The sequence below is a fragment of the Falsiroseomonas sp. RANM36 genome, from assembly GCF_056682175.1.
Genome location: NZ_JBWXTD010000002.1, coordinates 395,458 through 402,288 on the forward strand (window position 1 = coordinate 395,458; position 6,831 = coordinate 402,288).

The following is a 6,831-nucleotide window of genomic DNA, read 5'->3' on the forward strand; positions in this document are numbered from 1 at the left end:
GGCTGGCCGCGGCGGTTAACGAACTGGAGCCGCGGGGCGTCATCGCGCGGCGGGGCGGGGGCGGGCCGGGCGCAGCGCGGGGGGCCGCCGCCCGCCGCCGCGGCCTGCGCGGCGGAGGCGATGGTCTCGCGGTGCTCCGCACCGGGCTCGCCGAGGGCGGCGCGGAGATCCACGAGGCCGGGCGCGAGGCAGGCGCCGGCGCAATCCACGACGACGGCGCCCTCCGGCGTGCCGAGATTGGCGCCGTGATCCAGGATGACGCCGTCCCGCACCAGCAGGCTGCCCGGCGCGTCGAGGCCGCTCGCGGGGTCCAGCAGCCGAGCGTTGGCGAAGAGAAGGTCGGTCATGCGTTGCGCAGAAGGTTGCGCGACAGCAGGTCCAGCACCGCCATCCGCACCGCCACCCCCATCTCCACCTGCTCGCCGATCACGCTGCGGGCGGGATCGTCGGCCACCGCGCTGTCGATCTCGACGCCCCGGTTCATCGGGCCCGGATGCATGACGATGGCATCCGGCTTGGCATAGGCGAGCTTCGCCGCATCCAGCCCATAGAATCGAAAGAATTCGCGCGCCGAGGGCACCAGCCCGCCGGTCATCCGCTCCTTCTGCAGGCGCAGCATCATCACGACGTCGGCGCCCTCGAGACCCGACGTCATGTCGTGATGCACCGAAACCCCGAGCCGCGCCGCCTCGGCGGGGATCAGCGTCGGCGGCCCGACGATGCGCACCCGGGCGTTCATCGTCAGCAGCAGGTGGATGTTGGACCGCGCCACGCGCGAATGCAGCACGTCGCCGCAGATCGCGACCGTCAGCCCCTCCAGCCTGCCCTTGCGGCGGCGGATGGTCAGCGCGTCCAGCAGCGCCTGGGTCGGGTGCTCATGCGTGCCGTCCCCGGCATTGATCACCGCCGCGTCCACCTTCTGGGCCAGCAGCGCCGGCGCGCCCGATTGGCCGTGGCGCACCACCAGCAGGTCGGTCCGCATCGCGTTCAGCGTGGAGGCGGTGTCGAGCAGCGTCTCGCCCTTGTTCACGCTGCTGGTGGAGACGGACATGTTGACGATGTCGGCCCCCAGCCGCTTGCCGGCCAGCTCGAAGCTGGTGCGGGTGCGGGTGCTGTCCTCGAAGAAGAGGTTGATCAGCGTGCGGCCCTTCAGCAGGTCGCGCTGCGTCGTGCCGCGCCGGTTCTGCAGGGCGTAGTGGTCCGCCAGGTCCAGCAGCTCGGCGATATAGGGCGGTTCCAGGCCTTCGATGGCGAGGAGATGGCGGAAGGGCAGGGGCACGGGCCGCAGACTACAGGCCGGGCAGGGGATTCGGCCAGAGCGCCGGCCGGCCGCTCACAGCCCGAGGGCGCGGCGCAAGCGGCCGGCATCGTGTTCGACCGACTGGCGGCGATGCCCCTCCGCCACGGCGAAGCGCCGCCCATCGGCAAGCTCCAGCCAGCAGCGGAAATAGGGGTCGCCGTCGCTGTCCTCGCTTTCCTCGATGCGCAGCGCGGCGACGTCGCCGCGCTGCAGCGTCTGCCGCCGGCGTCCGAGCGGGCCGAGCTCGGCGATCCGCACCGCGCCGGCCGGTGTGACCTCGACCGTTACCGGGCGCTTGCGCAGCGCCAGCGCCGTGCCGGCGATCCCGCCAGACCAGAAGAACAGCAGGAACAAGCCAGCCCAGAGCGGCGGAACGCCCGGCAAAGGCCAGTCGCGCCAGGCGACCCAGGTGACGATGACCAGCCCAAGCCACCACACCGCCAGCAGCCCCCAGGCGAAGAAGGGCGCGCGGTTGGTCAGGATCATGACGGCCCTGCCGCGGGTCGGGCCGCCGTGGCGTCCAGCGCCGCCTGCAGCATGTACGCCGCCGCCGCCGCATCCACCCGGTCCGCCCGCTTGGCGCGCGACAGGTCGGCCTCGATCATCGCCCGGTTGACCGCGGCGGAGGAGAGCCGCTCGTCCCAGAAGGCCAGCGGCAGCCCGGCCGCCTCGGCCAGCGCCCGGCCCCAATCCTTGGCCGCCTGGGCCGCCGGGCCGAAGCTGCCATCCATCCCGATGGGCAGGCCGACCACCAGGCCCCCCGCGCCTTCCCGCCGCGCGATGGCCGCCACCTCGGCCGCCGCCGCGGCCAGCTTGCCGCGCTTCAGCGCGCCATAGGGGGAGGCCAGCGTCAGCGTCACATCCGACAGCGCGACCCCGATCAGCTTCGCGCCCGGATCCAGCCCGATCAGCCGGCTGGCGCGGGGCAGGGCGGCGCGGAGCTCGGCGACGGTCAGCGGCGTCATGCGGCGGCAAGGAGGGGATCGCGCGCCGCGGGTCAAGCGGCTCCGGTCTCCGGCCCTTGACTTCCACCGGATCGGGCGCTTCCTGCCCCCACCCCTCAGTCTGGAACAACGCCCCGCATGTCGCTCGACGCCGCCACCGTGAGGCGCATCGCCTCGCTGGCCCGCATCCGCCTGGAAGAGGACGAGGTCGGCCGCATGCAGGCCGAGCTGAACGGCATCCTGGGCTGGATCGAGCAACTGCAGTCCGTGGACACCGAGGGCGTGGAGCCGATGGCCGGCGGCGCGCCGGAGGGTCAGCCGGCGATGCGCATGCGCGACGATGCCGTGACCGATGGCGGCCAGGCGGATGCCGTGCTGGCGAATGCGCCGGACCGCATGGGGGCGTATTTCGGCGTGCCGAAGGTGGTCGAGTGATGCGCCTGACCGATCACACGCTGCGCTCCGCGCTGGATGCGCTGGAAGCCGGCGAGACGACCTCCGTGGCGCTGACCGAGGCCTTCCTGCAGGGCATCGCGACGCTCAACCCGCGCCTGAACGCCTTCATCACGGTGATGGCGGACCAGGCGCTGGAGGCGGCGAAGGCCAGCGACGCCCGTCGGGCGGCGGGGCAGGCGGGGCCGCTGGAAGGCGCGCCGCTGGCGATCAAGGACCTGTTCTGCACCCAGGGTGTCCAGACCACGGCGGGAAGCGCGATCCTGCGGGGCTTCACACCGCCTTATGAGAGCACGGTCACCCGGAACCTGCTGCGCGACGGCGCGGTGTTCCTGGGCAAGGTGAATCTCGACGAGTTCGCCATGGGTTCCGCGAACAAGACCAGCGCCTATGGCGCGGTGGAGAACCCCTGGTCGCGCGCCAACGACCCCGACACGCGTCTGGTCCCGGGTGGCTCCTCGGGCGGATCGGCGGCGGCGGTGGCGGCGCATCTGGCGCTTGGCGCGACGGCGACCGACACCGGCGGCTCCATCCGCCAGCCCGCGGCCTTCTGCGGGATCGCGGGCATCAAGCCGACCTATGGCCGCTGCTCGCGCTTCGGCATCGTGGCGTTCGCGAGCTCGCTGGACCAGGCGGGGCCGGTGGCGCGCACGGTGGAAGACTGCGCGATTCTTTTGCGCAGCATGGCCGGCTTCGACCCGCGCGACGCAACGAGCGCGGACCTGCCGGTGCCGGATTTCGCCGCCGCCTGCGCGCGCCCGGTGAAGGGCCTGCGCATCGGCGTGCCGCGAGAGTACCGCCTGGACGGCATGGCGCCGGAGATCGAGGCGCTGTGGCGGCAGGGGCTGGACTGGCTGGTGCAGCAGGGCGCGACGCTGGTGGACATCAGCCTGCCGCACACGAAATACGCGCTGCCGACCTACTATGTGGTGGCGCCGGCCGAGGCCTCCTCCAACCTCGCGCGCTATGACGGCGTGCGCTTCGGCCTGCGGGAGACGGCGCAGAACTCCGACCTGCGCGACCTCTATGAGCGCACCCGCGCGAAGGGTTTTGGGCAGGAAGTGCGGCGGCGCATCATGATCGGCACCTATGTGCTGAGCGCCGGCTACTACGACGCCTACTACCTCAAGGCGCAGAAGGTGCGCGCGCTGATCCGCCGCGACTTCGAGGAGGCCTGGGGCAAGGTGGACGCCATCGTGACGCCGGCGACGCCGAGTGCTGCCTTCGGGATGGACGAGAAGCAGGACGACCCGGTGACGATGTATCTGAACGACGTCTTCACCGTCACGGCGAACCTGGCGGGCCTGCCCGGCATCGCCGTGCCGGCGGGGCTGGACGCGCAGGGGCTGCCGCTCGGGTTACAGGTGATCGGCAAGCCCTGGGACGAGGAAACCTGCTTCAGTGTCGGCGCGGCGATCGAGCGCGCGGCGGGGTTCAATGCGGTTCCGGGGATCCGCGCATGAGCTACACCATCGAAGGCAACACCGGCCCCTGGGAGCTGGTGATCGGGCTGGAAGTCCACGCCCAGGTCATCTCCCACTCCAAGCTGTTTTCCGGCGCCGCGACCGCCTTCGGCGCCGAGCCGAACAGCCAGGTGTCGTTCATCGACGCCGGCTTCCCCGGCATGCTGCCGGTGATCAACCGCGAATGCGTGGCGCAGGCCGTGCGCACCGGGCTCGGGCTGAATGCCGAGATCAATCTCTGGTCCCGCTTCGACCGTAAGAACTACTTCTACGCCGACCTGCCGCAGGGCTATCAGATCAGCCAATACGCCCACCCGATCGTCGGCAAGGGCGAGATCGAGATCGAGCTTGCCGACGGCGCGAAGAAGATCGTCGGCATCACGCGCCTGCACCTCGAGCAGGACGCGGGCAAGTCGCTGCACGACCAGCATCCGACGAAGAGCTTCATCGACCTCAACCGCTCCGGCGTCGCACTGATGGAGATCGTGTCGGAGCCCGACATGCGCAGCCCGGAAGAGGCGGGCGCATACCTGACGAAGCTGCGACAGATCCTGCGCTATCTCGGCACCTGCGACGGCAACATGGACGAGGGCTCGATGCGCGCCGACGTCAATGTCTCCGTCCGCAAGGCCGGCGAGGGCTATCGGACGCGGTGCGAGGTGAAGAACGTCAACAGCGTGAAGTTCGTCATGCAGGCGGTCGAGGCCGAGGCGCGGCGCCAGATCGAGGTCTGGGAATCCGGCGGCACCGTCGAGCAGGAGACGCGCCTGTTCGATACGCAGCGCGGCGTGACGCGCTCGATGCGCTCCAAGGAGGACGCGCATGACTACCGCTACTTCCCCGAGCCGGATCTGCCGCCGCTGGTGCTGGAAAAGTCCTGGGTCGAGCAGCTCAAGGCGTCGCTGCCCGAGCTGCCGTATGTGCGCCGCGCGCGCTACGTCGCCATGGGCCTCACGCCCTATGACGCGCATGTGCTGACGCTGGAGAAGGAGACCGCCGCCTTCTTCGAGACGGTGGCCAAGGGCCGCGACGCGAAGCAGGCGGCGAACTGGGTGACGGGCGACTTCTTCGCCGCGCTGAACCGCCTCAAGCGCGACATCACCGACCCGCCGGTGACCGCCGAGAACCTCGGCGGCTTGCTCGACTTGATCGCCGACGGAACCGTCAGCGGCAAGCTGGCGAAAGAAATATTCGAGATCATGATCGAGACGGGCAAGGCGCCCGGCGCGATCGTGGAGGAGCGCGGCCTGCGCCAGGTCACCGACACCGGCGCCATCGAGGCCGCGGTCGCCGATGTGCTGGCGAAGAACGCGGACAAGGTCGCGGAATACCGATCCGGCAAGGACAAGCTGTTCGGCTTCTTCGTCGGGCAGACGATGAAGGCCATGCAGGGCAAGGGAAATCCGGCCCTGGTGAACGAGGTGGTCAAGAAGCTCCTGGGCTGACAACCTCCCGGCGGGCGCGCCGCGCCGCCGCCCGCAGGGGAGATTCGCGGTCATGGACCAGCCACCGCCGCCGCAGCCGGGCCTCGCGCCCATCATGGAGCGCGGCCTCGCGATCCTCGCGGTCGGCGGCGTCGTGCTCGGCATCCTGGCGACGCTGCAGCCCTTCGCGACCTCCATCATGTTCGGGGCGATCCTCGCCATCGCGCTCTGGCCTTTGCGCGACGGGCTCGTGCGGCGCGGCCTCGGCCGCGGGCTTGCCGCGACGCTGCTGATCATGCTGGTCGTGGCCGCCATCGTGGTGCCGACGCTCGCCATCGCGCCGGGGCTGGTCGAGGCCATCAACGCCGGCATGGGATGGGCCCGGGACGCGCTGCTGCGCGCGCCGCTGGAGCCGCCCGAATGGCTGGCGAACCTGCCCCTGGTGGGCGGCAAGATCACCGCCGGCTGGCCGCAACTGCTGGAGGCGCGGCACAATCTGGGCGCCGTCATCGGCCCCTACCTGGTCCGCTTCCAGTCCGTGCTGCTGACTGTCGCCGGCGGGCTGGCGGACAGCCTCATCCAGATGCTGCTCGCACTCGCGGTCGCGGCGATGCTGTGGACGTCCGGCGAAGCGATCGCGGACGCGCTGCATCATGCCGCGCGCCGCATCGGCGGCCCGACCGGGTCGGACGTGCTGGCGACGGCCGGCGGCGCGGTGCGCTCCGTGGCCTATGGCGTGGTCGGGACCTCGATCTGGCAGGGCGTGGCGGCGGCGATCGGCTATGCCATCGCGGGCGTGCCCGCCGCTTCGCTGCTGGGCTTCCTGACCTTCGTCTTCTCGATCAGCCAGGTGCTGAGCCCGCTCGTCGTCGCGATGTGGATCGGCGCCGCCTGGTGGCTGTTCGACCAGGGCCAGACGGGCTGGGCGATCTTCATGGCCGCCTGGGGCCTGACCGCCATCTCCTCCGCCGACAATCTGATCCGGCCGCTGCTGATCCGGCGCGGCGTGGACATGCCGCTGTCCATCGTGATCATCGGCGTGTTCGGCGGCTTCGTCGCCTTCGGCTTCCTGGGCCTTTTCATCGGCCCGGTGCTTTTGGCCGTCGGCCTGGTGATGCTGCGGGCGTGGCGGGCGGCGACGCCGGTCTAGCGTCCGGTCCGCGAAGGCGGACTCGCCGGAGCGGTGAACCGGCCGCCGGAACAAGGCGGGGGGGGGGGGGGGGGGGGTGGGGCGGAGAACGCACCCC

At 71.1% G+C, this 6,831-nt stretch carries 7 protein-coding genes and 1 pseudogene; 4 read left to right on the plus strand and 4 right to left on the minus strand.

Features of this window, described 5'->3' with window-relative positions; translation table 11 throughout:
* From AC1MIR_RS02715 to ruvX, 4 genes and pseudogenes are all read right to left on the minus strand, one after another.
* A pseudogene (locus AC1MIR_RS02715) lies at positions 1-347 on the minus strand (dihydroorotase); the annotation flags it as partial.
* Positions 344-1,279 (minus strand): aspartate carbamoyltransferase catalytic subunit, encoded by a 936-nt coding sequence (locus AC1MIR_RS02720; protein ID WP_480026649.1) that lies wholly within the window; start codon positions 1,277-1,279, stop codon positions 344-346. The pseudogene AC1MIR_RS02715 and the gene AC1MIR_RS02720, both read right to left, overlap by 4 nt.
* 54 nt (positions 1,280-1,333) lie before the next feature.
* Complete coding sequence (locus AC1MIR_RS02725; protein WP_480026650.1) at positions 1,334-1,786, minus strand: hypothetical protein; 453 nt, start codon at positions 1,784-1,786, stop codon at positions 1,334-1,336.
* The gene (gene ruvX / locus AC1MIR_RS02730; protein WP_480026651.1) at positions 1,783-2,265 is read right to left on the minus strand and encodes a Holliday junction resolvase RuvX; all 483 of its coding nucleotides are present in this window, start codon (positions 2,263-2,265) and stop codon (positions 1,783-1,785) included. The genes AC1MIR_RS02725 and ruvX overlap by 4 nt, the downstream gene beginning before the upstream one ends.
* 117 nt (positions 2,266-2,382) lie before the next feature.
* Here ruvX and gatC point away from each other — a divergent pair, with 117 nt between their 5' ends.
* Genes gatC through AC1MIR_RS02750 form a run of 4 tightly spaced genes read left to right on the plus strand, consistent with a single transcriptional unit; the run spans position 2,383 to position 6,734 of the window.
* Positions 2,383-2,679: an Asp-tRNA(Asn)/Glu-tRNA(Gln) amidotransferase subunit GatC gene (gatC, locus tag AC1MIR_RS02735; RefSeq protein ID WP_480026652.1), complete on the plus strand. Its 297-nt coding sequence runs from the start codon at positions 2,383-2,385 to the stop codon at positions 2,677-2,679.
* Positions 2,679-4,160, plus strand: coding sequence for an Asp-tRNA(Asn)/Glu-tRNA(Gln) amidotransferase subunit GatA (gene gatA, locus AC1MIR_RS02740; protein WP_480026653.1), 1,482 nt, complete (start codon positions 2,679-2,681; stop codon positions 4,158-4,160). The genes gatC and gatA overlap by 1 nt, the downstream gene beginning before the upstream one ends.
* On the plus strand, positions 4,157-5,605 hold the full coding sequence (gene gatB / locus AC1MIR_RS02745; RefSeq protein WP_480026654.1) for an Asp-tRNA(Asn)/Glu-tRNA(Gln) amidotransferase subunit GatB: 1,449 nt from the start codon (positions 4,157-4,159) through the stop codon (positions 5,603-5,605). Before gatA ends, gatB begins: the two co-directional genes overlap by 4 nt.
* Positions 5,606-5,657: 52 nt before the next feature.
* Positions 5,658-6,734 carry an AI-2E family transporter gene (locus AC1MIR_RS02750; RefSeq protein WP_480026655.1) on the plus strand — a complete coding sequence of 359 codons (1,077 nt, stop codon included), beginning with the start codon at positions 5,658-5,660 and terminating at the stop codon, positions 6,732-6,734.
* Positions 6,735-6,831 lie beyond the last annotated feature (97 nt).

What these genes read in the sequence shown, in the direction of transcription:
- AC1MIR_RS02725 (WP_480026650.1), bottom strand. Translation starts at nt 1,786, where the DNA reads ATGATCCTGACCAACCGCGCGCCCTTCTTCGCCTGGGGGCTGCTGGCG.
- ruvX (WP_480026651.1), bottom strand. Translation starts at nt 2,265, where the DNA reads ATGACGCCGCTGACCGTCGCCGAGCTCCGCGCCGCCCTGCCCCGCGCC.
- gatC (WP_480026652.1), top strand. Translation starts at nt 2,383, where the DNA reads ATGTCGCTCGACGCCGCCACCGTGAGGCGCATCGCCTCGCTGGCCCGC.
- gatA (WP_480026653.1), top strand. Translation starts at nt 2,679, where the DNA reads ATGCGCCTGACCGATCACACGCTGCGCTCCGCGCTGGATGCGCTGGAA.
- gatB (WP_480026654.1), top strand. Translation starts at nt 4,157, where the DNA reads ATGAGCTACACCATCGAAGGCAACACCGGCCCCTGGGAGCTGGTGATC.
- AC1MIR_RS02750 (WP_480026655.1), top strand. Translation starts at nt 5,658, where the DNA reads ATGGACCAGCCACCGCCGCCGCAGCCGGGCCTCGCGCCCATCATGGAG.